Annotated in this window: 24 protein-coding genes; 21 read left to right on the top strand and 3 right to left on the bottom strand. The window is 27.9% G+C overall.

What is annotated here, in order from left to right:
• Positions 1-332: 332 nt before the first annotated feature.
• Positions 333-950, top strand: coding sequence for a DUF488 family protein (locus KGF39_RS01395; RefSeq protein ID WP_054275458.1), 618 nt, complete (start codon positions 333-335; stop codon positions 948-950).
• Positions 951-1,107: 157 nt separating this feature from the next.
• Here the strand turns inward: KGF39_RS01395 and KGF39_RS01390 are convergent, their stop codons facing one another.
• Positions 1,108-1,560 (bottom strand): staygreen family protein, encoded by a 453-nt coding sequence (locus KGF39_RS01390; protein ID WP_054275457.1) that lies wholly within the window; start codon positions 1,558-1,560, stop codon positions 1,108-1,110.
• A 455-nt stretch (positions 1,561-2,015) separates the two neighbouring features.
• On the opposite strand from KGF39_RS01390, the gene KGF39_RS01385 reads away from it, so the two are divergent.
• From KGF39_RS01385 to KGF39_RS01340, 10 genes are all read left to right on the top strand, one after another.
• Positions 2,016-3,374 (top strand): MATE family efflux transporter, encoded by a 1,359-nt coding sequence (locus tag KGF39_RS01385; protein WP_227820909.1) that lies wholly within the window; start codon positions 2,016-2,018, stop codon positions 3,372-3,374.
• 272 nt (positions 3,375-3,646) lie between these two features.
• On the top strand, positions 3,647-4,027 hold the full coding sequence (locus KGF39_RS01380; RefSeq protein WP_227820908.1) for a VOC family protein: 381 nt from the start codon (positions 3,647-3,649) through the stop codon (positions 4,025-4,027).
• Between the two features lie 124 nt (positions 4,028-4,151).
• Positions 4,152-4,352: a hypothetical protein gene (locus tag KGF39_RS01375; protein WP_003420681.1), complete on the top strand. Its 201-nt coding sequence runs from the start codon at positions 4,152-4,154 to the stop codon at positions 4,350-4,352.
• 175 nt (positions 4,353-4,527) lie between these two features.
• Positions 4,528-5,256 (top strand): ATP-binding cassette domain-containing protein, encoded by a 729-nt coding sequence (locus KGF39_RS01370; protein WP_227820907.1) that lies wholly within the window; start codon positions 4,528-4,530, stop codon positions 5,254-5,256.
• 21 nt (positions 5,257-5,277) lie between these two features.
• Positions 5,278-6,195: a SufB/SufD family protein gene (locus tag KGF39_RS01365; RefSeq protein ID WP_227820906.1), complete on the top strand. Its 918-nt coding sequence runs from the start codon at positions 5,278-5,280 to the stop codon at positions 6,193-6,195.
• A 140-nt stretch (positions 6,196-6,335) separates the two neighbouring features.
• The gene (locus tag KGF39_RS01360) at positions 6,336-7,520 is read left to right on the top strand and encodes an amidohydrolase family protein (protein WP_227820905.1); all 1,185 of its coding nucleotides are present in this window, start codon (positions 6,336-6,338) and stop codon (positions 7,518-7,520) included.
• A 105-nt stretch (positions 7,521-7,625) separates the two neighbouring features.
• Positions 7,626-7,814, top strand: coding sequence for a ferredoxin (locus tag KGF39_RS01355; protein WP_003422320.1), 189 nt, complete (start codon positions 7,626-7,628; stop codon positions 7,812-7,814).
• Positions 7,815-7,962: 148 nt separating this feature from the next.
• Positions 7,963-8,613, top strand: a complete 651-nt coding sequence (locus tag KGF39_RS01350) for an HAD family hydrolase (protein WP_227820904.1) — start codon at positions 7,963-7,965, stop codon at positions 8,611-8,613.
• 102 nt (positions 8,614-8,715) lie between these two features.
• Complete coding sequence (locus tag KGF39_RS01345) at positions 8,716-9,654, top strand: SDR family oxidoreductase (RefSeq protein WP_227820903.1); 939 nt, start codon at positions 8,716-8,718, stop codon at positions 9,652-9,654.
• A gap of 121 nt (positions 9,655-9,775) precedes the next feature.
• Entirely contained in the window at positions 9,776-10,531 is a 756-nt protein-coding gene (locus KGF39_RS01340; protein WP_227820902.1) for a metallophosphoesterase, read from the top strand.
• 257 nt (positions 10,532-10,788) lie between these two features.
• On the opposite strand, the gene KGF39_RS01335 is transcribed toward KGF39_RS01340, so the two are convergent.
• Positions 10,789-11,523 (bottom strand): ATP-binding protein, encoded by a 735-nt coding sequence (locus tag KGF39_RS01335; RefSeq protein ID WP_227820901.1) that lies wholly within the window; start codon positions 11,521-11,523, stop codon positions 10,789-10,791.
• Between the two features lie 126 nt (positions 11,524-11,649).
• Between KGF39_RS01335 and KGF39_RS01330 the strand changes: the two genes are divergently transcribed.
• From KGF39_RS01330 to KGF39_RS01305, 6 genes are all read left to right on the top strand, one after another.
• Positions 11,650-12,366 (top strand): M15 family metallopeptidase, encoded by a 717-nt coding sequence (locus tag KGF39_RS01330; RefSeq protein WP_227820900.1) that lies wholly within the window; start codon positions 11,650-11,652, stop codon positions 12,364-12,366.
• A gap of 133 nt (positions 12,367-12,499) precedes the next feature.
• Positions 12,500-13,192, top strand: coding sequence for a response regulator transcription factor (locus KGF39_RS01325; RefSeq protein WP_227820899.1), 693 nt, complete (start codon positions 12,500-12,502; stop codon positions 13,190-13,192).
• Complete coding sequence (locus KGF39_RS01320; protein WP_227820898.1) at positions 13,182-14,369, top strand: ATP-binding protein; 1,188 nt, start codon at positions 13,182-13,184, stop codon at positions 14,367-14,369. Before KGF39_RS01325 ends, KGF39_RS01320 begins: the two co-directional genes overlap by 11 nt.
• A 273-nt stretch (positions 14,370-14,642) precedes the next feature.
• Entirely contained in the window at positions 14,643-15,098 is a 456-nt protein-coding gene (locus KGF39_RS01315; RefSeq protein ID WP_227820897.1) for an S-ribosylhomocysteine lyase, read from the top strand.
• Positions 15,088-15,813 (top strand): vitamin B12 dependent-methionine synthase activation domain-containing protein, encoded by a 726-nt coding sequence (locus KGF39_RS01310; protein ID WP_227820896.1) that lies wholly within the window; start codon positions 15,088-15,090, stop codon positions 15,811-15,813. Before KGF39_RS01315 ends, KGF39_RS01310 begins: the two co-directional genes overlap by 11 nt.
• Positions 15,785-18,166 carry a homocysteine S-methyltransferase family protein gene (locus KGF39_RS01305; protein ID WP_227820895.1) on the top strand — a complete coding sequence of 794 codons (2,382 nt, stop codon included), beginning with the start codon at positions 15,785-15,787 and terminating at the stop codon, positions 18,164-18,166. Before KGF39_RS01310 ends, KGF39_RS01305 begins: the two co-directional genes overlap by 29 nt.
• A 204-nt stretch (positions 18,167-18,370) precedes the next feature.
• On the opposite strand, the gene KGF39_RS01300 is transcribed toward KGF39_RS01305, so the two are convergent.
• Positions 18,371-19,600, bottom strand: coding sequence for an aminopeptidase (locus KGF39_RS01300; RefSeq protein ID WP_227820894.1), 1,230 nt, complete (start codon positions 19,598-19,600; stop codon positions 18,371-18,373).
• Positions 19,601-20,202: 602 nt separating this feature from the next.
• On the opposite strand from KGF39_RS01300, the gene KGF39_RS01295 reads away from it, so the two are divergent.
• The 4 genes from KGF39_RS01295 to carA all read left to right on the top strand — a co-directional run bounded on the left by KGF39_RS01295 (position 20,203) and on the right by carA (position 23,940).
• The gene (locus tag KGF39_RS01295) at positions 20,203-21,117 is read left to right on the top strand and encodes a nitroreductase family protein (protein ID WP_227820893.1); all 915 of its coding nucleotides are present in this window, start codon (positions 20,203-20,205) and stop codon (positions 21,115-21,117) included.
• A 24-nt stretch (positions 21,118-21,141) separates the two neighbouring features.
• Positions 21,142-21,777 carry a DUF1847 domain-containing protein gene (locus KGF39_RS01290; RefSeq protein WP_227820892.1) on the top strand — a complete coding sequence of 212 codons (636 nt, stop codon included), beginning with the start codon at positions 21,142-21,144 and terminating at the stop codon, positions 21,775-21,777.
• Positions 21,778-22,154: 377 nt separating this feature from the next.
• On the top strand, positions 22,155-22,871 hold the full coding sequence (gene pyrF / locus KGF39_RS01285; RefSeq protein ID WP_227820891.1) for an orotidine-5'-phosphate decarboxylase: 717 nt from the start codon (positions 22,155-22,157) through the stop codon (positions 22,869-22,871).
• Between the two features lie 25 nt (positions 22,872-22,896).
• The gene (gene carA / locus KGF39_RS01280) at positions 22,897-23,940 is read left to right on the top strand and encodes a glutamine-hydrolyzing carbamoyl-phosphate synthase small subunit (RefSeq protein WP_227820890.1); all 1,044 of its coding nucleotides are present in this window, start codon (positions 22,897-22,899) and stop codon (positions 23,938-23,940) included.
• Positions 23,941-23,971 lie beyond the last annotated feature (31 nt).

The following is a 23,971-nucleotide window of genomic DNA, read 5'->3' as shown; positions in this document are numbered from 1 at the left end:
AGGTTTACAAAGTATAAATAAGAATAAAAAAAGAAGCTTTATCTAATTAATGAGATAGAGCTTCTTTTTTTATTCTTAGAATCCACTAGAAATGTCTTATTTATGAATTTTTATTAAAAAATTTATAAATAATTGTATTTAATATACAAAATATACATAAATATTGATATTTTATATATAAAGTTGTATATTTTCGTTAAGGATATAAAGTAGAAAAATATAAAGTATCAATTAAAACCTATATAAAGTATTTAAAGTAATGCTTTATTTGTTTTTAAATAAATCGGGTATATATAAATAGATACTGATTTTAAAGAATAGGAGGTATTTTCATGGAAATATTCGCAATAGGACACTCAAACTATCCATTTGATAAGCTTATTAATATGATAAAAAAATATAATATAAATTGTGTAGTTGACATTAGAGAAACTCCATATTCTAAATATAATATTCAATACAATAGAGAGGTATTCAACGAATCTCTTAGAAATTCTGGATTTGTATATATATACATGGGAAAAGAATTTGGAGCAAAAAGAGCCAATAAAAATGTATATACACAAGAAGGTTATGCAGATTTTGAGAAGGTGGCAAATGAAGATATATTTTTAAAAGGAATAGAAAGATTAAAAAAAGGATGTCAAATGGGTTATAAGATAGTCTTATTGGGTGCTATGCAAGAACCTATAAGATGCCACAGAAGTATTTTGGTGGGAAAAGTATTAAATGAAGAGGGATTTAATGTAAAATATATAATGCATGAAGGAAATTTAGCATATCAGGAAGACATAGAAGAATCATTGTTAGACAAGTATTTTAGTGATAGAAAACAATTGAGCATTGATAATTTATTAGGTAGTGCATTAACAAGAGAAGAAATGATACAGGAAGGATATAAGTTAGCCAATAAAGAAATAGGATATAGAACCGAGAAGATAGGTAAATAAGAATATATAAGTAACTAAACATATAATATTTATCTTAACTAAAATAATATTATGAATTTGTAATAGATAGACATGATGTGCTAACTAAAAATATTATAACTATTTAATAATACCATTAAATTTATGGTGTTTTTTAATAGCACATCATGTTATAGTGTTAAAAAATAAAATCTCTAATACTGCCATAATCAACTGTTCTATTAAGCGTAGGATGGCTGGATATAAATCTAACTGTAATTTTTGAATTCAATAAACAAGGATTTGAAGCTAAAAATATTCTATCTCCATTGACAATAGAAGTAATAGCTACTGGTAAAATATCTACAAATGTGTCATATCTATTTTTAGCAATTTGATAAGGATAATTTCCTACAAAAACAAATAGATTCAAGTCATATATATTATCAATGAACCAAGCCCATTGACCATAAACTTTGTCGATATTCATTGTACCTAAACCAATTGTATCAAAGTATGTTGCTATAGTTAAATAAATATTTTCCATGTTTTCTAAATATGAAACAGTATATCTTCTGAAACGTATGGGTGCTGTGGAAGAAATAGGATAAACCATATTTACATTTAGATTATTTGCATTTAAATTAACCAAATTATCACATCCTAAAATTAGTCTATAAAATACAATATTTAAATTGATGTGATTTTGTTACATATATGGTATAAGATTTTATATATTGAAGAAATAGTTAAGTTTTGAATAATTAAATAATATTATAGAAAATAGATAAATATATTAAGATATGCTTATTGTTATTGCTACACAATAGTGATACAATATTAACGAAATATAGCTATTCTTAATAATAGTTGAAAATATTTATATTAAATTAATAAATGTTTAAAATGTAGTATCCATAAAAAATAATAAACATAAAATGATTATAAAGATGTACTGTGTTCAAATAATATTAAAAAGATTTATATTATTTGAGTACAGTATATTATAATGGTGAAAATACAATTCTAAATTTTGCATTGCCAATTTACAGTTAGATAAACTAATTAAAATTTAAATTTATATAAAGAGGGAAAAGAGGAATAGGGATGTTTATAAGGAAAAATGTTATAAAATTAGCAATTCCTATAATGATAGAGCAGACATTTGTCATGCTTTTAGGGGTATTTAATACAATGATGGCAGGTCATATTGGGGAAGAAGCTGTATCTGCAGTTGGAATGGTTGATTCAATAAACAATATATTTATATCTGTATTTGCTGCATTATCTGTTGGGGCTACTGTTGTTGTGGCTCAACAAATAGGGAAAAAAGATAATGAGAAGGTGAATGAAACCATTAAGCAGGCTCTAGTATCTGGAGTAATATTATCATTTACAATAACAATATTAATGTGGATTTTTAGAACAGGTGTAATCAATTTGTTTTATGGTTCAGCAGAAGAATTGGTAAAATCAAATGCGAAATTATACATAGAGTTTACATTATTCACATATCCATTTATTGCTACGCAACAAATAGCAAATGGTATTCTAAGAGGGTGTGGAGATGTAAAGAAACCTATGTATGTGACTATGTTTATGAATATAGTAAATGTAACATTAGGATATATACTTATATATGGTATTGATTTAAGCTCTCTAGGACTAAATCTACAAACACCATCTTATGGTATAACAGGTGCAGCTATTTCTATAGCTATAGCCAGAATAATTGGATGTATAGTCATTGTGAGAGCTTTATTTAAAGGAAACGAATTTATATCTATAGGTAAAATATTTCCATTTAAGATTGATGTTGAAATTCAAAAGTCTATATTTAATATAGGGATACCAGCAGGAGTTGAACAATTACTTTTTAATGCAGGGAAATTGATTGTTCAAGTATTTATAGTTACTATGGGAACATCAGCAATTGCATCCAATGCTATAGGAATGTCAATTGCATCTATCATAAATGTAATTGGGAATGCTTTAGCTTTGTCTGCTACAACTTTGGTAGGTCAATATATAGGACGTGGAGATATTAAAGGAGCTAAGAGTACTTTATTATATTTAACTAAATTTGCAACAATTTGTTTATTTGTGGTAGGAGCTATATTTATACCAATTGCACCATGGATTTCAAGTATGTATACTCAAAATGCTAGTGTAATTAACATATCAACACAATTGATTCGAAGTGATTGTTTAGCTATGGTAATATGGCCTATATCCTTTGTATTGTCAGCAGGTCTAAAAGGAGCTGGTGATACTCGATATACAATGATGACTGCTGTAATAGGTATGTGGATTTTTAGAATTTTTACAGGTTACGTACTGGGGGTTGTATTAGAATTTGGAGTGTTAGGAATTTGGATAGGTATGTATACAGATTGGCTTGTTAGAGGGACTTTATATTGCTTAAGATTAAGAGGAACAAAGTGGCTAAAACACAAAGTTGCATAGAATATATAAAATCATTCTTGGATAGAAAACTCTATTTAGGAGTGATTTTTTATGTAGATATTATCATAATTATAAGTGTGATATATAAACTGATTAAATTACATAAATAAAGTCTATAATAATATGGATACTATAAATTATATATTGTGGAGAATTACATAATTTGGCGATAAATATTAGAAATATATATCTATAGAAAATAATATATATGGGTATATTATTAAATATAAAAAATATTAGGTATTTATTTAATAATAAAGGTGGGTATTGTTATGATAAATAAAATAGGAAAAATAACTCTCTATGTAAATAATCAAGAAGATGCAAAATTGTTTTGGACAGAAAAATTGAACTTTGTGGTGACTTATGAAAAGGAAATGGGTCCAAATATGAAATGGATAGAAGTAGCACCAAGTAAAAATGAATTTACAACATTTGTATTATATGATAAAAGTTTAATGATGAAGCAAAATAAAGAAGTAGACATATCTCATCCATCAATAATTTTAAGTACAAGAGATATTAATGGTACTTATGAGCAAATGGCGAATAACGAGGTTGAAGTTGGGGAATTAATGGAAATGCCTTATGGAAGAATGTTTTCTTTTAAAGACCAAGATGGAAATGATTATTTGGTTAGAGAGGATAAATAATTTTACAAAGTATTAAATTTACTCAATATCTGATATAATTAGAGACAATAATTATTATAAACTAGTATAAGACTAGAGTTATATAATTAAAAATCAATTGTAAATTTTGAGTAGAGGTGATAAAATGTTTAAGAAAATGGCAGTACTAAAAGATATAGCAACTAAAATAGGACGCAAAAAAGCTTATGAACTATTAGAAATGGTTGAAGGCAATGATGCTTTTGTGGCTGAGGTAAAGATAAAAAAGAATGGAATAGAATCTAAAAAAGAAGAGATTATGTTAAAAGATAATCAAAAAATAATACTAGAGTATATAGAAGGTTAATTCCTAAATACATATAATTTGATAATACTAAATTTTTGAGATGGGTTAGTGTAAAACTCATCTCTTTTATTTTTAAATACATATTTTATCTCCTGAGAGTTGCTGATATATAAAAAGTACTGATATAATAAAAGAATGGATATTAATGTAATATTTTACAGAAAAGAGGGGTATTATGCTTGAAATAAAAAATCTTTCCTTTAATGTTGAGTCTAACAATGAGGAGCTAGGAATAATAAATAATGTTAGCCTTTCATTTGAAAAAGGAAAACTTATTGTTATCACAGGTCCAAATGGTGGAGGAAAATCTACAATTGCTAAACTTATTATGGGAATTGAAAAAGCCACTAATGGTCAGATAATTTTAGATGGAGAAGATATAACAAATCTTAGTATTACAGAAAGAGCAAAAAAAGGAATAGGATATGCATTTCAACAACCACCAAGAATAAAAGGTATGACAGTTGAAAATCTACTTACACTTGCTCATGGAAAACCCTTGTCTACTGATGTATGTTGTCAATATCTTACAGATGTTGGATTGTGCTCAAAAGACTATTTAAATCGTGAAGTTGATAACTCTCTTTCTGGGGGAGAAATGAAAAGAATCGAGATAGCAACTCTTTTTGCTAGAGATTTAAAGGTTTCTATATTTGATGAACCTGAAGCAGGAATAGACCTTTGGAGTTTTGGAAAGCTCAATGAAAGTTTTAAAAAAATACATGAAGAGTCTGACCAGACTATAATTATAATTTCTCACCAAGAAAGAATATTAGAGTTAGCCGATGAAATAATTGTTCTACAAGATGGTTCAGTAAAAAGCCATGGAACAAAAGATGCTATATTACCTGAAATCATGTGCCAAGTTAATTCAAGTTGTGAATTAATGAAAGATATGAATTAATTAGAAAGGAAGGCAAATTAAATGAACAAAATAGATTTAAATCTTTTAGAAAAAGTTGCTGAACTTCGTGGAACTCCATTAGGAGCATATAATATACGTAAAAATGGGCAAGGAATAGAGAGACATTCAACTGAAAATGTAACTATAGTTCCTAAAACTGATAAACCTGGAATTGATATTATAGTAAAACCAAATACAAAAGGAGAAAATGTACATATACCAGTAATAGTAACTGAAGCTGGGGTACAGGATATGGTTTATAATGATTTTGAAATTGGAGAAAATGCAGATGTTGTTATAATTGCTGGGTGTGGTATACATAACTGTGGTTGTGATGATAGTGAACATAATGGGATACATAGATTTTTCTTACATAAAGGAGCTCGTTTAAAATATGTAGAAAAACATTATGGTGAAGGTGATGGAGAAGGAAAGAGAATTTTAAATCCAGTTACTATTGTTAATATGGATGAAGATTCATATTGTGAGATGGAAACAATTCAAATTAAAGGTGTAGATTCAACTAAAAGGGAAATGGATGCTAACCTAGGAAAAGGAGCTAAAATAGTCATATTTGAGAAATTATTAACTCATGGTAATCAAGTTGCAGAATCTAATATGAAAGTTATATTAGAAGGAGAAAACTCTTCTGCTCAAGTAGTTTCTCGTACAGTTGGTCAAGATAATTCTAAACAAAAGTTTAATCCTTGCGTTATTGGGGATTCTCTTTGTTCTGCACATGTTCAATGTGACTCAATAATTATGGGAAATTCTCAAATTAGCGCTATACCTGAAATTGCTGCAAACCATCCAGATGCTCTTTTAGTACATGAAGCAGCAATTGGAAAGATTGCAGGAGACCAAATACTAAAGATGATGACATTAGGTCTTACTGAAGAAGAAGCTGAGCAACAAATACTTAATTGCTTCTTAAAGTAAACTAAAGTTTTTATTTAATTTAAGATAATGAATATAGTATAATATAGTGAATAAGTCTAAAATATTTTTATTTTTAGACTTATTTTATTTATGTAATAAAACTATTAGAGAAATTATATTGTAATTAGGATGTGGAATAAATGAAAAATTTACTTATAAGAAATGGGACAATAATATCTCCAACAGATGGTATCAAATTTGAAAAAAAAGATATCTTAGTTTTGCATGGTAAAATATATGCTATTGGATTGAACCTTAAAGAAAAAATAAGAAAAGAAAAATTACTTACAAATAAAGAGTTCGAGATAATAAATGCTGATAACATGTATATTGCTCCTGGATTTATAGATGTTCACACCCATTGTTATAAGAGAAAATTACCTACAGGTATGGATTCTGATTCAATTGGAATTGAAAAAGGTTCAACAGTTATATTTGATGCAGGTACAGCTGGTCCTTTAAATTACTATGATTTTAAGAAGAAGTATATGGATGAGTGTAAAACGGAAGTATATTCGTTTTTAAATGTAACAAATGAGGGACTAAATATATTGAATGAATCAACTTCTTTAGATGTTATAAATTTTGATAATGTTGAGTCTGTTGTAGAAAAAAATACAGAAAAGATAAAGGGTATAAAAGTAAAAGCAAGTAAATTTCAATCTAATGAAAATAGTATAGATATAATTAAGAAATCAAAGCAAGTTGCGAAAAAATTAAATTTACCATTAGTGGTATATATAGGTGAGCATCCATCATATATAGATGGAGTAATGAATATTCTGGGAAAAGGAGATGTGGTTACACCTGTATATGGAAATAGTACAAATGGAATATTTGACGAATCTGGAGCATTAAGAGAATCGGTAATAAATGCAAAGAATAGAGGTGTTTTGTTTGATGTGTGCCATGGATTAGACCAGTTTGATTTTGAAATATTTAAAAAAGCAATAAAACAAGGGTTAGAACCAGACTTAATAAGTACTGATATGCATATAAAAAATATGAAAGATGTAAATTATTCTCTTTTAAATGTTATAAATAAAATTATGGAACTTGGAATACCTTTAGAAACATGTATAGAAAAAGTAACTGAATATCCAACAAAAATTTTCGATTTACATGGAAGTAAAGGTAGAATAAAAGTTGGTGGAGAAGGTGATTTTACTATATTCACAATGGAGAAAAGTAATAATATTATAAAAGACTATAATGATAATGAACTGGTTTTAAATAAAAAGCTAAGATTACAATATACTGTAAAATCATGGATGAAAAGTAGTGAAGTTTATAGAAATGGATATGAATATACTATGATAAACTAAACAATAGTGATAAAATAATAAATATATGTTTAAATTGGAATATATTGGATAAATATGTAAGGAAACAATAATTAAAAATGATAATTTTAGGGGAGGTATTTTAGTATGAAAGCATTTGTTGATAAAGATGTATGTGTAGCTTGTGGAGCATGTATAGGAACATGTCCAGACGTTTTTAGTATGAGTGATGAAGGTCATTCAGTAGCAATTGAAGGAGAAATACCAGCAGATTTACAAGATTTATGTAAAGAAGCAGAAGAAGGATGTCCAGTTTCAGCCATAACAGTTAAATAGAGATATTTAAATTTATTTTAAAAATAAATATATAAGATTTAATTGGAACTTAAGCTATAGTATTAGAAATTTCTATTACTATAGCTTTTTAAAATTGATAAACTTAAGATATAAGATATTAACTTTTATAAATATGGAGGAGTTAAATATGAACAAAAAATATGAAATAATATTGTTTGATTTGGATGGAACACTTACAGACCCTAAAGAAGGAATAACAAAGTCTATTCAATATTCTTTAAATAACTTTGGCATAGAAGAAGATTTGGACAATTTGGAACAATTTATAGGACCGCCTTTACATGATACTTTTAAAGAATATTATAAATTTGAAGATAAAAAGGCTACAGAAGCTGTTGAAAAGTATAGAGAATATTTTGCTGATAAAGGAATATTTGAAAATAAAATTTATGAGAATATAAAAGAGACATTAGAAATACTTTATGAAAATGGTAAAATATTACTATTAGCAACTTCCAAGCCGACAGTTTTCGCAGAAACTATACTTAAATATTTTGATATAGATAGATATTTTAAATATATAGCGGGTAGCAATCTTGATGGTACAAGAGTGAATAAAAATGAAGTTATACAATATGTACTAGATTTATGTAATATAAAAGATAAAGATAAAGTTATTATGGTTGGAGATAGAAAATATGACATAATTGGAGCTAAGAAAATAGGTGTAGATTCTATCGGAGTGTTGTATGGGTATGGTTCTTTTGAAGAGATTAGTGAAAGCGAACCTACTTATATTGTCGAAAGTGTAGACTCCATAAAAGATATTTTGCTATAAATATCTTTTATAGACAAAAATATTACAAAATGGTGTAGCATATTTAAAAATATGATATTATAGTTAAGGAAGTCATTTAAAAAAGAGGAGGATGCACTTGAAATGAAATCTATTTTAATTATGGGTGGAAGCGACTTCATAGGTTCTGCACTTGCTAAGCGTTTAATTAAATGTGGGTATCAAGTTGATATACTTACAAATGGTAAAAAGGAAATAGATTATAAGGGTTTTAAAGAACATCTAATTTGTGATAGAAAAGTTCGCAAAGATATGGAAAACATTATCACGGAAAGAAAGTATGATTACATATATGATATGACGGCATATACAAAAGAAGATATAAGCAATCTTATTGATTTTATAAGCATAGACAGCTTAAAAAAGTATATAGTATTGTCAGCAGGAGCAGTTTATAAATATAGTGGAAGAAATATAAAAGAAGAAAATGAGAAAGGTGAAAATGAAAACTGGGGAAAATATGGATTAAATAAAAAAGAAGCAGAAGATTTTGTTATAAATAGTCCTATACCATATATAATTATTAGACCAACTTATATATATGGTGAAAATAATAATTTATATAGAGAGTATTATTTCTTTGAAAAAATAGAAAAAAATGAAAAGATACCAGTACCAAAAGGAAAACAAGTGAGTAATCAATTTATATACATTGGGGATTTAGTAAAGGTATTAGAAAGCATAATGAAAAACCCTCATGTAAGAGAGGCCTATAATGTAACAAATCCACAGTTAGTTTCTTGGGATGACCTTATATATACATGTGGAGAAATTATTGGTAAAGAACCTATTATAAAGTATGTAGATATGGAAAAAGTAGAGTTTAGAGAAAGAACATATTTCCCATTTAGAAATATAGACTTTAATCTTGATATAAATAAGCTTATTGAACATGGACTTTATATACCAAACGTGTTATTAAAAGAAGGTCTTACAGCAACATATAAATGGTTTTCAGCTAATAAGCCAAAAATGCATGACAGAAAAATGAACAAAGTTGAGTCTGTAATACAAATAGTTTAAGAAAATAAATAAGTAGGTAGATATTTTGAATTCAAAAATTAAGTTTTTTTTAAGATTTTTTATATTGATATTTATTTTGATTTTTATATACTCAGTTGCGATAGAACCGAGTCTATTAATTGTGAAAAAATATAATATAAGTGAAAATGGAGCATTGATAAAAAATGACAAAAGGGAGAGTAAATCTGAAAGTATAAAAGTAGTTCAAATTTCAGATACTCAAATAGGTAGTTTTTATTCAACTAAGAATCTCAAAAAAGTAGCTAATAAGATTAATACTTTAAATCCAGATATAATAGTATTTACTGGCGATTTAATTGATTATTCCAATAAAAATCCAGATATAGATGAAATTACAACTATTTTATCAAGTATGAATGCTAGGTTGGGAAAATTTTCAGTATTCGGCAATCATGATTATATGTATAAGTTTCCTAGATATTATAAGCAGATTATGAAAAATTCCAACTTCAATCTTTTGATAAATGAAAATAAAAAAATAAAATTAGAAGATGAGAAATATATTAATATATTAGGTGTTGATGAAATATTAAATGGAAATCCTAATATAAAACATCTGGAGAGTCAAACGGATAATAAGAATTTTAATTTATTATTAGCACATGAACCAGATTTAGTAGATATGCTTAGTAATGATGCAATGAATTTAGTTTTATCTGGACATAGTCATGGTGGTCAAATAAGATTACCTATTAAGGGAGCATTGGTTACCCCTCCATATGGAAGGAAATACACTAAAGGATTTTATAATATAAATGGAAATCATTTATATGTGAGTTCAGGTCTTGGAAGTACAAAGTTACCATTTAGATTTTTTAATATACCAGAGATAATAGAATTTAACATTATAATCTAATATGAAATATTTATGAAATGTTATTTTATTTGTTAAAATATAAAGAGGTATATGCTGTAAAAATAGATTAAATTAAGATACAAAATATTTAAGTTATAATTAGTGTATTAGATAAAATAAATACTGTTAATAACTATTGAAATATATATAAAAGACATAACAGATAAGAAATAAAAATACAGCAAGATTGTGTAAGGTTATATAAGTATTTTTTATAATTAATACAATCTTGCTTTTTTATGTAAAAAATTTAATTACTATTTAAAATTTTTTATCTTATCTTTATCCCATATGAACAATTTTTCAGAATTATTTAGAGCACCAAATACATTTCTTTTAAAATCTGGCATCTCTTTATTTAAATTAGCAATAAGATTTTTTATGTACTCTCTTCTAGTGTGACCATTTGCAGGGCATGGGTTTGTTATAATAGGATAGTTAGAATCTTTTGAAATTTTCTTAGTCATATACTCTTCTATGTAAATCATAGGTCTTATAACAGTTAAATCTTGTCTATCTAGATATGTCTTTGGGGAAAAACAATTTACTCTTCCCTCATAAAACATAGACATTAAAAATGTCTCAATTGCATCATCTTTATGATGTCCAAGAGCTACTTTATTACATCCAAGTTTTTTAGCATTATCATTCAAAGCACCTCTTCTTAAATTAGCACATAATGCACAAGGATTCTTTTCTTGTCTTATATCAAATACAATTTCTTTTATGTCGGTTTGAAATTCATAAAAAGGCACATTTATTTCTTTACATAATTTATCTAATGGAGAATTATCAATACCTCCAGTATTTAATGTTATAGCTATCAATTCAAATTTTTGTGGAGAAAATCTTTGATAGCTTTTAAGTATATGAAGTAGAGTCAAACTATCTTTTCCACCAGAAAGTCCAACTGCAATTTTATCATTTTCTTGTATCATATCAAAATCATGTATAGCCTTGCGAGCTTTACTTAGAAGTTTTTGTATAGACATTTTTAGCACCATCCTTTAAAAATATTAAACTTAAGATTTATTTAAGATTTACTTATAAAATACTTAAAACTTATACTTTAGAATTAACAGTATAGACAAACATAACAAAAAGGAGAATATTTAGCTATGAAAAAATTTAAATTGATAGTGGCCATTATTTTAGTAGTATTTATAAGTATATTTATATCTAAAGATAGATTACTTAAGAAAGATAAAGACCCAACAGTAATTGCTCAACATAATTCAGAACAAGGTGTTGAGGCAAATTCTCAAAATAAAAATCACTCAAATAGTATACCAAATATATTATTGGTAAACAAGACAAATGGAATTAACAAAAACTATACTCCTGAAAATATTACTAAAGTAAACATACCTTTTGTTGAAGAAGCAACAGAAGAAGAAAAACAAATGGCAGGAGAACCTGCAAAGGCAGTTGAAGATTTAGTTAAGCAAGCTAATGCAGAAGGAATACAGTTTTTAGGGTCTTCAGCATACAGATCTTATGATACTCAGCTAGATACTTATACAAGAAGGGTAAAATCTCAGGGTCAAGAAAAGGCAGATGCATATGTGGCAAAACCTGGTTATAGTGAGCATCAAACTGGACTTTGTATCGACCTAACAAATCCAGAAAGATGGTTTGTTGGAAGTACAAAAGAAGCTATATGGTTGGCAGAAAATGCTCATAAGTTTGGATTTATAATAAGATATCCTAAAGATAAAGAAGATATAACAGGTACAGCATATGAGCCATGGCATATTAGATATGTTGGTAAGGATGTTGCCGAGGAAATTTACTCAAAAGGATTAACTTTAGAAGAATATTTACAAAATAAATAATATAAATATGTAAATAAATTGTATGATATTGGAAATCTAGAAATGAATAAATTTATAGATTGCACTAACTAAAATATAGTATAATTTTATATGAATAAGGCTATATACAAAGATTAAGTTAGGATGTGTAAAAGTGAAGAATACAATTCTTGTTGTGGATGATGAAAAGGAAATAAGAGACCTTATAGAGATATATCTTTTAAATGATGGATATAATGTAATTAAAGCTGAAGATGGAAAAGAAGCGTTAGAGATTTTAAAAAAAGAAAATATCCATTTAATGGTATTAGATATAATGATGCCTAAAATGGATGGGATGGAAGTTTGTAGAAAAGTTAGAGAAAGTTTGAATATACCAATACTTATGTTGAGTGCAAAATCAGAAGATATGGATAAAATACAAGGAATAATGACTGGTGCAGATGATTATCTAACAAAGCCATTTAATCCACTTGAGCTCACTGTGAGAGTAAAAGCATTACTTAGAAGAGCATATTATTTTAGGGGAGTTGATGATGAGAATAAAGATGTCATAGAAATAGGAGTGGTATTAATAGATAAGGAAAAACATAGTGTGACAGTAGCTGGAAAAGATATAGTTTTGACATCGAGAGAGTTTGATATATTGTATTTACTAGCAAACAATAAAGGCAGAGTATATAGTACAGAAGAAATATTTGAAAAAGTGTGGAAAGAGAAATATTACCAATCTAATAATACTGTAATGGTTCATATGAGTAGGATAAGAGATAAAATTGAAAAATATACAGATGGAGAAAAAATAATTCATACTGTATGGGGAGTAGGATATAAAATTGAAAAATAAAAGCTTATTAAATCACATGTTTCGACCCATATTAGATCTTATAATAAGCTGTGTTTTAACTTCAATGCTTATTTTAACAAGTATGTATATAATAAAATCATTATATTTCAATAATGATATATCTGTAGTTAATCAACTTGTATATCAGTTAAGAGATTTCAGAAGTCTTATAGGAGAGAGTTTATTTTATCCATTTTTATTTACAATCACATCATTAGCAATTTATTCCATGATGTCGTACAATAGAAATAAGCAAATTGTAGATTTTATAAGAAAAACTAATAAAAAAAATCAAAAATTAGAAATCATTATGAGTGCTGTAAATTTAATGGATGAAGGTAACTTAGAAAAAAGTATAGATATTGAGGATGACTTAAACATATTAAAGGATAAAGAAAAGGATGATATTGATGAACTAGCACATAAAATCAATAATATAGTTTATCAACTTAGAAATATAACTATTGAAGAGAGACAAGCTCAGCAAACAAAAACAGATTTAATAACAAATGTGTCACATGATTTAAGGACACCTTTGACATCCATAATGGGTTATTTAGGAGTGATAGAAGAAGGTAAGTATAAAGATGAAGTTCAGATGATGTATTATGTTGATATTGCTTATGAAAAATCGAAAAATTTAAATGTTCTTATAAATGATTTGTTTGAATTGACTAAAATGCAAAATAATACAATAAAATTAAACAAAATAGAAATAAATTTAGTAGAATTATTAAGTCAAATAGTATCTCAATTTGAAATTTATTTTGAACAAGAATTTATGGTTAGTAGAGTTAATTTTAATGAAGAAAAATTAACTGTAAAAGCGGATCCAAATAAATTAGTAAGAGCATTTGAAAATCTTATAACTAATGCTGTTAAATATGGAAAAGATGGACTTTATGTAGATATAGTCACAGAGAAAAAGGGAGATATAGCGGTTGTAAAAGTGATAAATTATGGAGAACCAATTCCTGTATTAGATTTACCAAATATATTTGATAGATTTTATAGAGTTGAAAAATCGAGAAATAGAAATATTGGAGGTTCTGGATTAGGTCTTGCGATTACAAAAAATATTGTAAATTTACATGGTGGAGAAATTACTGTTTCAAGTGACAAATATCAAACTGTATTTGAGGTACAACTACCAATAATACAATCAACTGAGTTATAAAATAAAAGTATGATTATGTGTATAAATATTATAACAATAAAGTGTTTACAAAAATAAAAAAGTAATATATAATTTAAGTCAGTTTAATAAGATACTTATCAAGAATTAGGGGAGAGAGTTAGCTCAGTGATCCTATACCAACCTTTTATCGGTGGTCCTGCTAACAACGATGAGATGATTTGAAATAATATACTCTTCTTATCAATAATGGATAGGGAGAGTTTTTTTTAGAATTAATGTAACAAATTTTAAAGGATAATGGAGGATTAAATAATGGAAAAAGTAGAAAGTTTTAAACTAGACCATACAAAAGTAAAAGCTCCCTTTGTAAGAAAGTGTAGTGTACTTGATGGAGTAAAGGGAGATAAAGTAACTAAATTTGATTTGAGATTTTTACAGCCAAATGTAGAAAGTTTTGGAACTGCTGCTATGCACGGTCTAGAGCATCTTTTAGCGACTTATTTAAGGGATACACTAGATGGTGTAATAGACTTATCTCCAATGGGATGTAGAACAGGATTTTATTTAATACTATGGGGAGATGTGGATGCCAATACAGTTAAGATTGGTTTAGAAGAGGCATTAAAAAAAGTTCTTGAATCAGATAAAATGCCAGCAGCTACAGCTATAGAATGTGGAAACTACAAAGACTTATCTTTATTTGGAGCAAAAGAATACGCAAAAGATGTTTTAGATAAGGGATTTTCTTTGAATATATATGGAGAATAATTTAATTGGAAGAGAAAATATAAACATAAATCAAAGTGAAGTTTTAAGATATTTACAATACAAAGGTCAAGAGATAGATAAAGACCTTAAAGATACTATTGATGAATGTATAGCTATAACTAAAAATAAAATAAATCCTAGATATCTATCTAGGATTTATCCTATTAAGATAAATAAAGATAATATTGTAGAATTAGAGGGGACAAATTTAACTTTAGAGAGTAATGACATATATAAACTTTTAAAAGAATGTAATGAATGTGTAGTTATGGCAGCTACTATAGGAATAGATATAGAGAAAGAAATAAGGAGACATTCTTATTCAGATTTAACAAAAGGACTAATAATTGATTCATGTGGAACAACAGCAATAGAAGAAGTGTGTGACATTGTTCAAGATAATGTAGAAAAGGTTTTTTTAAAGCAAAATAAATTTATAACCATGCGATATAGCCCAGGATATGGGGATTTGCCAATAGAGAAAAATATAGATATATTAAATATTTTAAATGCTCAAAAACAAATAGGTCTAACGATTACTTCCAATGGCATTATGATACCAAGAAAATCGGTAGTGGCTATAATAGGTATTTCTAATGCAAAAATAAATGAATCTAAGAAAGAAAAATCGTGTGAAAATTGTAAAAACTATAGAAATTGTACATATAGAAAAGGAGCGAATTCTTGTGGAAATAAGACAGTATCTAAAAGATAATATATTAATATTTGATGGTGCTATGGGGACAATGCTTCAACAGAAAGGGTTAAAGTTAGGTGAAAATCCAGAAGTATTTGGTCTTCAAAATCCAGAAAAACTTATAGAAATACATACAGCATATTTAGAGGCAGGTTCAAATGTAATACTTACAAATACTTTTGGATGTAATGAATTAAAATTAGATAGTAAGTATACTGTAGAAGAAGTAATTGATAATGCTGTTTCAGTGGCTAGAAAAGCTATAGAAAATGTAGATAATACTAAACCAAGATATGTAGCATTGGATATTGGTCCTATAGGTGAAATGTTAGAGCCTATGGGGACTTTAAGTTTTGATAAGGCATATGAAATATTTAAAAGGCAAGTACTACAAGGTGTTAAGTCTGGAGTTGATGTAATAGTAATAGAGACAATGATGGATTTATATGAAGCTAAAGTAGCTGTATTAGCAGCTAAAGAAAATTCTGATTTACCTGTTTTCTGTACTATGACATTTGATGAAGGTGGAAGAAGTTTTACTGGATGTATGCCAGAATGTATGGTGGCTACTATAGAAGGATTAGGTGTAGATGTAATAGGAGTAAACTGTTCGCTAGGACCTAAACAACTTTTACCAATAGTTGAAAAAATAGTATCAAGAGCTACAATACCTGTGATGGTTCAAGCAAATGCAGGTCTTCCAAACATAGTTGATGGGGAGGCTATATATGATGTTGATGCAAAAGAGTTTTTTGAAGGAGTTAAAAAGTTTGTTGAGGTTGGTGCTACTATAATAGGTGGATGTTGTGGTACGAATCCAAGCTTTATAAGAGAAATATCTGAAAATATAAGTTCTGTTACCAAAGGAAGTATCGAGAAAATTGATAAGTGTGTAGTTTGTTCACCATCAAAATTTGTAGAAATAGAATCACCTATAGTTATTGGAGAAAGATTGAATCCTACAGGTAGAAAATCTTTACAAGAAGCATTGAAAAACGAAAACGTGGATTATGCTATAAATTTAGGTCTAAAACAAGTAAATGCTGGAGCACAAATACTTGGAGTGAATGTTGGTCTTCCAGAGATAGATGAAAAAAAATTAATGCCAAAATTAATAAAAGAGATTCAGGCAGTAGTCGATACACCTTTACAAGTCGATTCTTCCAATGTAGAGGCCTTAGAGCAAGGTCTTAGATATTATAATGGAAGGACAATAGTAAACTCTGTAAATGGCAAAGAAGAGTCTTTAGAAAGTATATTACCAATAGTCAAAAAGTATGGTTCTTGTGTGGTTGGTCTTACACTTGATGAAAAGGGGATACCTAAAAAGGCTGAAGAAAGATTTGAAATAGCAAAAAAAATAGTTAATAGAGCAGTTTCTTATGGAATAAAGCCAAAAGATATATTTATAGATTGCTTGTCACTAACTGTTTCAGCACAACAAGAAGAAGCAATAGAGACTATAAAGGCTATAACAATGGTAAAGACACTAGGAGTAAAAACTATATTAGGTGTTTCAAATATTTCATTTGGTCTTCCAAATAGAAAAGCACTTAATGCTTCTTTTCTAACATTAGCTTTAGGAGCAGGTCTTGATTTAGCAATTATAAATCCAAATGAGTATAGTATGATGGAAGCTATTAATTCTTTTAAAATATTAAATAACACAGATAAAGGGTGTATAAACTATATAAGTCAATATAGTAATATAAATAATTCAAAGAAATCGGATTCTACTACGAAAATTGATAAAGATTTGCCACTAGATGTCTTAGTTGAAAGAGGATTAAAAGACGAAGCAAAAAATGTAACACTGAATCTTTTAAAAGAGAAGGATGAAAATTATATATTAGATGAGATTTTAATTCCTGCCCTTGATAAAGTAGGAAAAAGATATGATAGTGGAGATATATTTTTACCACAATTGATTCAATCAGCAGAAACAGTAAAAGCTTCATTAAATACAATAAAGGAAATCCTATTAAGTAAAAATAGCGATAATGTATCTAAAGGAAAAATAATAGTTGCTACAGTAAAAGGTGATATTCATGATATTGGAAAAAATATAGTAAAAATAATGTTAGAAAATTATGGCTATGAAGTTATAGACTTAGGTAAAGATGTTCCAATTGAAGAAGTGGTGGAAGTTGCTAAAAAAAGAAATATAAAATTAGTAGGATTAAGTGCACTTATGACTACAACTGTTCAAAGTATGAAAGATACAATTCAGGCATTAAAAGATAATGAGATAAATGCAAAAGTATTTGTAGGTGGTGCAGTTCTAACAGAAGAGTATGCTGAAGAAATGGGTGCTGATTATTATTCAAAAGATGCAAAATCTGCTGTTGAAATAGCAAAGTTAAATTTTTAGCATGTAAATTAAAATAAAGGTTTTACTAAATAGGATATTTTATATATAATATAAATATAAGTTTTAGATACTTATGTTTAAAACAATAGGAATTAATCTATAATAATGAGATTAATTAATATAAAAAATATTTATCATCAACATTAAAAAGGGCTGGGAAGTCTGGTATAACTTCCATCAGCCCTTTTTAGTTAAAAGCATATGTTAAAAAGCCCAGTTACCATTTTTAAAAATCTGTATTTGCTTTCCATCATAAGTCTCTCCAATAATATCCATATCAGCAGAACCAACCATAAAATCTACATGTGTTAAACTATCATTTACACCATATTCATCTAATTCTTCATCTTTTAAATTATTTCCACCTTCTAGACAAGTTTTATAAGCAGAACCAATTGCAAAGTGGCAAGAAGCATTCTCGTCGTACAAAGTATTATAAAAGATTGTATTTGTATCAGATATGGGAGAGTTGTATGGGACAAGAGCAACCTCTCCTAAATAATGAGAACTTTCATCCGTTTCAATAAGTTTCTTTAGCGTCTCGAATCCTTTTTCAGCAGAGAAATCTATTATTTTACCATCTTTAAAGGTTAAGAAGAAGTTGTCTATTATGTTTCCACCATAAACAAGAGGTTTTGTGCTATAAACAGTTCCATTCACTTTAAACTTATGTGGCATTCCAAAAATCTCTTCAGTTGGAATATTAGGATTAAAGCTTATTCCATTAGGGTCTTTAGATGCTCCACTTAACCAGATATGACCCTTTGGTAAGTCTAGAGTCAAATTAGTTTTTGAGGATTTATATTTTAAAGTTTTAAAATTATTTTTATTTAGAAAATCCATTTTAGACTTAAGATTTTCATTATGTTCTTCCCATGCCTTTATAGGGTCCTGACCATCTACCCTTGAGCACTTAAATATAGTATCCCACAATTTTTCTATTGCTTTATCTTCTGATAAATTTGGGAATACTTTTTTTGCCCAATCTTTTGTTGGTACAGAAACTATGCTCCATTTACATTTATCAGTTAGAGTGTAAGAACGCCATTCTTTTAAAGCCTTCCCAGACGCCTTTTGAAAATTTGCAACTCTTTCAGGGTCAACATCTTTTAGTAAGTCAGGATTTTGGGCATAGACTGATAAGAATGCTCCACCTTCCTTTGCTATATCCACATATTGTTCTGCTGTCCATTTTGGGAACTCATGAAATGTCTCATCTGGAGCATATAAATACTTAATAAGGGTACTTTCTTCATCAGACCACTCTATATATACATTTTTAGCTCCACATTTATATGCTTCTTTAAGTGCATTTCTTGCAAAATCAGCACATTCTATTGGTGACTTTATAAGTAAAGATTGACCTGGTTGTATGTTGACTCCGACTTTTATTGCTAACTCAGCGTATTTTTCTAAATTTCTATTTAAATTCATATCTATCCTCCTATATTTTTAATATTGAATAACTTATAAGTTATTATAACATTACTTAGATTTTTAATATTAAACAACTTATAAAATATTATAACTTTACTTAGATTTTGGGTCATATTTAAAATATTTATACTTTATAGATTGAGAAATAAAAAATATATATTTTAATTAAAACAGATTATTAAGATAGTAAGCTTATTTAAGCAGTATGTTTTTTGTTGATAATAGTATTAAAGTAGAAATAAAAATACTTTTTTAGTGAAAAGCTATACAAGAATACCGAAAAAAACTTATAATATAATAATGAGATAGATATTTATAAATGAAAAAAAATTTTTCTGGCAAAGCTTAATTATAAAAGTAATCGCTAGTGTGGTTATTTAAATTAGCATAGAAAATCAAATAAAAAAATTGTGCTAATATGTAGACATTGACGAGGTCGAATTTAAGCCTTTGGACTGCTATATTAAACTAGAGTAGATATTCTTATGAACTTCAAAATAGAGCAGGAGGAAAAAGGAAATAAAACTATAAAGAATATAAAGTATTTATATAAATTTATAGAGTTTATACGTCAGAAGATTTCAGTTAGGAGGGCATAAATGGAGCTTTATGAAGCCATTTTTTATAGAAAATCTGTAAGAAATTTTTCCAGTAAGAAGATAAAAAAGCCATTAATGGAAGAAATAAAAAGAAGTTGTAAAAATTTAGAATACTTAAATGAAGATTTAAATATTAAAGCACATGTTGTTGACAGAGGTCATATAATCCATTTTTTAATGGGTAAGGAGTGTAAGGTAAAAGCACCCCATTATATAGTGGTTACATCAAATAAAGGTGAAGACTATTTACAAAATATAGGTTTCGCTACAGAAGGTGTAGTTTTACGTCTTACAACATTGGGTATAGCTACTTGTTGGCTGGAAGGAAACTTAAAGAGAGAAGATATCTTAGAATTTGTGGATATCGGGGATAAAAGCTCTGAAGAAGATGAAGAAGATGATTTAGATTATTTAGCTGGAATAAAAACAGAAGAAGAAGACGAAAACGAAATAGAGAATCCTTATATAATAATAGCTTTTGGATATCCAGCAAAAAATGAAGATTTATTTAGAACAAGATATGCTAGACCTGATAGAAAACCAGTAAAAGATATGATAAATAAGATAAATAGGAATAGAAAGTGGAAAGAAATATTAGAATTGACAAGGAGAGCTCCATCTGTAAAAAATTCTCAACCGTGGTATTTCCATAAGAATGAACGAGGTCTTCATTTATTTGAAAAAAAACCTAAGAAACATTGTGAAGATATGAATAAAGTTAGTTTAGGTGTAGGTTTAAGGCACTTTGATATAGCTTGTATAAAAAATAAAATAGATGTTTCATATGAAAAGCTTCCTATAAGGAATAAAATAGGGAAATCATATTTTATAACTGTAATTGAGCATGTTAAACAAGAAGAAGAAGTCCAAGAAGAAAATGTGAGTCTAGAAAAAGAAGAATCACAAGATGAATAAGATTTTGGAAGGGGAATATTGAATATGTATAAGTGTGGGAAATGTAATCTTAGAGGCTGTTCTGATGGAAATATGGAGAAGCTAATGAAGATATGTCCAACTAGAGAGGTTGAATTACAACAAAAAGCAAAACAACTTTATGAAGAGGAAGAAAATAGAAAAATAGCTTATAATGCTGGACTAGTTGAAACAGAAGGATATTGTCAATATACTAGACTAAAAGAGATTATAGAGTTTGCAAAGAAGTGTGGTTATAAAAAAATTGGTATAGCATTTTGTATTGGATTAAAAAGAGAAATGCAAACAGTACAAAAAATATTTGAAAATCATGGTTTTGAAGTATTTTCTGTTATATGTAAAAATGGAGCAATGCCTAAAAGTACAATTGGACTAGATGCATCTCAAACAATATCAAAGTGTGCAGATGAAATAATGTGTAATCCAATAGGACAGGCTTTATTTTTAAATGAAGCTAAGGTTGACCTTAATGTAATTCTTGGATTATGTGTTGGTCACGATACCTTAGCCATGAAATATATGGAAGCTCCTATAACAACTCTAATTGTCAAAGATAGAGTAACTGGGCATAATCCAGCTGCTGCGATATATAATGCAGAGTCTTATTTTGAAAAAAAATTGTTTGATAAAGATGAAGAATAATTCAAAGACTTATTGACATAAAAAGCAATTAGTGGTTTAATTATAAAAAAGATATAACTTTATGTATCTTAAAAAGATACATAAAGTTATATGAAATAAAGAAAAATATTACAGCTAAATTCCTTAAATTAGTCCAGAGAGACTAAAGGGTTATAGATAGTGTTAATATATAACCTCTAGTAAATCTTCTAGAGGTTTTTGATGAGTATAAAATAAAAATTTAAATATAATAAAGTCTTTTAAACTAGTCCAGAGAGACTGGGAAAGATATCTCATAGCTAATGAATAGAGTTATGTATAGATAAAATCCTTGTGCCTCTTTTGGTGTGAGGATTTTTTTATGAGTATTTAGGCTTTATTAAAAAGGAGATGTAAAAATGATAAATGGTAAAGAAAAGCTAATAGTTGCAATTGATACTGACGAATTTGATAAAGCTAAAGAATTAATAGACAGATTAGAAGATAGTGTAGATATATTTAAGGTAGGGCTAGAGCAATATGTTGCAACAAAAGGTAAAACAATAGATTATCTTAAAGAAAAAGGTAAAAAAATATTTTTAGACCTTAAATTCCATGATATCCCAAATACTATGAAAAGTGCGGTGAGAGCTGCAGTGACAGATAATGTTTGGCTGATGACAATACATGTATCAGATATGGAAGGAATGAGACAATGTGCATTAGTTGCTAAGGAAGAAGCAGAAAGATTAAATATAGAAAAGCCCTTAGTAGTAGGAGTAACAGTTCTAACTTCATTAAGCAATCAAGATTTACAGGACATAGGATGTAATATGACAACAGAAGAGTTAGCTATAAAGAGAGCTAAACTGGCAAAAGAATCCGGAATAGATGGGGTTGTTTGTTCAGCACAAGAAGTAGATAAGATAGTAGAAGCATGTGGAACTGATTTTATAACAGTTTGCCCAGGAATAAGACCTAAATCAGCAGAGGTTGGAGACCAAAAAAGAGTTGTAACTCCATCAGATGCAATAAAAAGAGGCGCTCATTACTTAGTTGTTGGAAGACCTATAACAAAAGCAGAAAATCCAAGAGAATCAGCTATTAATATTGTAAAAGAAATAGAAAATGCTTAGATAAAATATTTGGGAGGTAGCTTACATGAAGGGGAAATTAATTTTAGAAGATGGAACAGTATTTGAAGGAGAAGCATTTGGATATCTAAAGGAAGCTGTTGGAGAAGTTGTATTTAATACTTCAATGGCTGGATATGGAGAGTTATTGACAGATGCAACTTATTACGGACAAATAGTTACTATGACTTATCCACTTATAGGAAACTATGGAATAAATTTAGAAGATGTTGAATCAAATAAAGTACAAGTAAAAGGACTTGTTGTAAGAGAAAAAAGTGATAACCCAAATAATTTTAGATGTGAGATGGATATAGATACATATCTAAAGCAAAATAAGGTAATAGGACTTGAAGGAATAGATACAAGAGCACTAACTAAAACCATTAGAAACAATGGAACAAAGAGAGGAATTATAACTTTAGAAAATGTATCATTGCAAGATGTTCAATCTAAGTTGGCAGAGCATTGTAGCAAGGGTTCAGTAAAAAATGTTACAAGAAAAGTAATTGAAAATATTAAAGGTACTGGTGCTAAGGTTGTAGTTATAGATTTTGGTGTTAAAAATAGTGTGCTAGAGTCTCTTAAAGCTTGTAACTGTGATATAACTATAGTACCAGCAATGACTACAGCAGAAGAAATTTTAAATATAAATCCTGACTTAATATTATTATCTAATGGACCAGGAAATCCAGAAGATGTAAATGATATAGTTGAAAATATAAAAAATTTAGTAGGTAAAAAGCCACTGACAGGAATAGGTTTAGGACATCAAATTTTAGCATTGGCATTAGGAGGAAAGACTTCAAAGCTTATATTTGGACATAGAGGAGGAAATCATCCAGTTAAATGTTTAGAAACTGGAAAAGTATTTATAACTTCTCAAAATCATGGATATAATGTTTCAGAAATGCCAGAAAATACAGAGGTAACTCATATAAATTTAAATGACAATACTATAGAAGGAATGAGACATAAGGAATTACCAATATATAGTGTTCAGTACATTCCAGAATACACAACAAAAGAAGATTTAGATTGTATATTTAATAAATTCTTAGCATTAATATAGATTGAAGTATTATTTACAGATAGTAAAAACC

Origin of the sequence: Clostridioides sp. ZZV14-6345, assembly GCF_020657775.1 — a bacterium.
Classification (GTDB): domain Bacteria; phylum Bacillota; class Clostridia; order Peptostreptococcales; family Peptostreptococcaceae; genus Clostridioides; species Clostridioides difficile_D.
The sequence above is the reverse complement of the archived record's forward strand: the minus strand, read 5'-3'. Positions and strand labels throughout refer to the sequence as shown.

Bases quoted from the DNA above. Each gene is read 5' to 3' on its own strand.
- KGF39_RS01330 (WP_227820900.1), top strand. From the start codon at position 11,650: ATGAAAAAATTTAAATTGATAGTGGCCATTATTTTAGTAGTATTTATA.
- KGF39_RS01395 (WP_054275458.1), top strand. From the start codon at position 333: ATGGAAATATTCGCAATAGGACACTCAAACTATCCATTTGATAAGCTT.
- KGF39_RS01370 (WP_227820907.1), top strand. From the start codon at position 4,528: ATGCTTGAAATAAAAAATCTTTCCTTTAATGTTGAGTCTAACAATGAG.
- carA (WP_227820890.1), top strand. From the start codon at position 22,897: ATGAAGGGGAAATTAATTTTAGAAGATGGAACAGTATTTGAAGGAGAA.
- KGF39_RS01350 (WP_227820904.1), top strand. From the start codon at position 7,963: ATGAACAAAAAATATGAAATAATATTGTTTGATTTGGATGGAACACTT.
- KGF39_RS01290 (WP_227820892.1), top strand. From the start codon at position 21,142: ATGTATAAGTGTGGGAAATGTAATCTTAGAGGCTGTTCTGATGGAAAT.
- KGF39_RS01365 (WP_227820906.1), top strand. From the start codon at position 5,278: ATGAACAAAATAGATTTAAATCTTTTAGAAAAAGTTGCTGAACTTCGT.
- KGF39_RS01380 (WP_227820908.1), top strand. From the start codon at position 3,647: ATGATAAATAAAATAGGAAAAATAACTCTCTATGTAAATAATCAAGAA.
- KGF39_RS01315 (WP_227820897.1), top strand. From the start codon at position 14,643: ATGGAAAAAGTAGAAAGTTTTAAACTAGACCATACAAAAGTAAAAGCT.
- KGF39_RS01375 (WP_003420681.1), top strand. From the start codon at position 4,152: ATGTTTAAGAAAATGGCAGTACTAAAAGATATAGCAACTAAAATAGGA.
- KGF39_RS01295 (WP_227820893.1), top strand. From the start codon at position 20,203: ATGGAGCTTTATGAAGCCATTTTTTATAGAAAATCTGTAAGAAATTTT.
- pyrF (WP_227820891.1), top strand. From the start codon at position 22,155: ATGATAAATGGTAAAGAAAAGCTAATAGTTGCAATTGATACTGACGAA.
- KGF39_RS01335 (WP_227820901.1), bottom strand. From the start codon at position 11,523: ATGTCTATACAAAAACTTCTAAGTAAAGCTCGCAAGGCTATACATGAT.
- KGF39_RS01385 (WP_227820909.1), top strand. From the start codon at position 2,016: ATGTTTATAAGGAAAAATGTTATAAAATTAGCAATTCCTATAATGATA.
- KGF39_RS01310 (WP_227820896.1), top strand. From the start codon at position 15,088: ATGGAGAATAATTTAATTGGAAGAGAAAATATAAACATAAATCAAAGT.
- KGF39_RS01345 (WP_227820903.1), top strand. From the start codon at position 8,716: ATGAAATCTATTTTAATTATGGGTGGAAGCGACTTCATAGGTTCTGCA.
- KGF39_RS01360 (WP_227820905.1), top strand. From the start codon at position 6,336: ATGAAAAATTTACTTATAAGAAATGGGACAATAATATCTCCAACAGAT.
- KGF39_RS01300 (WP_227820894.1), bottom strand. From the start codon at position 19,600: ATGAATTTAAATAGAAATTTAGAAAAATACGCTGAGTTAGCAATAAAA.
- KGF39_RS01355 (WP_003422320.1), top strand. From the start codon at position 7,626: ATGAAAGCATTTGTTGATAAAGATGTATGTGTAGCTTGTGGAGCATGT.